The following is a 1,424-nucleotide window of genomic DNA, read 5'->3' as shown; positions in this document are numbered from 1 at the left end:
AGTGGAGTCCCGCATAGTGGTGTAACGCGCGGTGGCCTGCCTCGTCTCTGACGTAGACGCGGTCACCGTGTGATCCTTCGAGGAAACCTCCTACAGCCTCTCGAACGGAAGACACACGATGACCGCTCCTCACATTGTCGACTCTGCCACCGTCCTGCGTGAAGCGCTCGGCGACGCGTCACCCGATCTGATGCGGCAGCTGCTGCAGACGATCATCAATTCGCTCCTGTCTGCCGAAGCCGACGCGGTCGCAGGAGCCGAGTACGGACAGCCCTCTCCTGACCGGGCCACCCAGCGCAACGGCTACCGCCACCGTGATCTCGACACTCGTGTCGGCACGGTCGATGTCGCCGTCCCGAAGCTCCGGCAAGGCTCGTATTTCCCGGAATGGCTTCTCGAACGCCGCAAACGCGCCGAGACGGCACTGATCACGGTCGTCGCCGATTGCTACCTCGCCGGAGTCTCCACCAGGCGCATGGACAAGCTTGTGAAGACTCTCGGCATCCATGCCCTCTCGAAGTCGCAGGTCTCCCGGATGGCTGCCGATCTCGACGAACATGTCGATCAGTTCCGCAACCGGCGTCTCGATGACGCTGGCCCGTTCACGTTCGTCGCTGCCGACGCGTTGACGATGAAGGTTCGCGAGGGCGGGCGCGTGGTGAACACGGTCGTCCTCGTCGCCACCGGCGTCAACGCCGACGGCAGGCGCGAAGTCCTCGGACTGCGCGTTGCGACCAGGGAGACCGGTCCTGCCTGGAACCAGTTCTTCGCCGATCTCGTCGCGCGCGGCCTGACCGGTGTTCGTCTCGTCACCAGCGACGCGCACGCCGGGCTCGTCGAGGCGGTCGCTGCGAACCTGCCCGGCGCGGTCTGGCAGCGTTGCCGCACCCACTACGCGGCGAACCTCATGTCTGTCACACCGAAGAGCCTCTGGCCCGCGGTCAAAGCAATGCTGCACTCCGTCTACGATCAGCCCGACAAGGCCGCCGTCGACGCGCAGTTCGACCGTCTCCTCGACTACGTCGCCGAGAAGCTCCCCGACGTATTCGACCATCTCGACGCCGCCCGCGCGGACGTCCTCGCGTTCACAGGCTTCCCGAAAGACGTCTGGTCGCAGATCTGGTCGAATAATCCCAACGAGCGTCTCAACAGGGAGATCCGTCGCCGGACCGACAGCGTCGGCATCTTTCCGAACCGGGACGCCATCGTCCGCCTCGTCGGCGCGGTCCTGGCCGAGCAGACCGATGAGTGGGCTGAAGGACGACGCTACCTCGGGCTCGAGCTCCTGAATCGCTGCCGTCTGAGCCTCGTCCCCGACACCGGAGAGGAGATCGACACCGAAGACCCCGACCTTGCCCTGTCCGCTTGACCAACCCCAGCTCGATCGATCACCCGAGCGTTACACCACTCCACGGGACTTGACC

General features: G+C 65.1%; 1 protein-coding gene. It reads left to right on the top strand.

The features are described from left to right. The first annotated feature begins 118 nt into the window (after positions 1 to 118). Positions 119 to 1,369 (top strand): IS256 family transposase, encoded by a 1,251-nt coding sequence (locus tag G510_RS0113330; RefSeq protein WP_029154008.1) that lies wholly within the window; start codon positions 119 to 121, stop codon positions 1,367 to 1,369. Positions 1,370 to 1,424 lie beyond the last annotated feature (55 nt).

Source organism: Microbacterium gubbeenense DSM 15944 (assembly GCF_000422745.1).
Lineage (GTDB): Bacteria > Actinomycetota > Actinomycetes > Actinomycetales > Microbacteriaceae > Microbacterium > Microbacterium gubbeenense.
The sequence above is the reverse complement of the archived record's forward strand: the minus strand, read 5'-3'. Positions and strand labels throughout refer to the sequence as shown.

What these genes read in the sequence shown, in the direction of transcription:
- G510_RS0113330 (WP_029154008.1), top strand. Translation starts at nt 119, where the DNA reads ATGACCGCTCCTCACATTGTCGACTCTGCCACCGTCCTGCGTGAAGCG.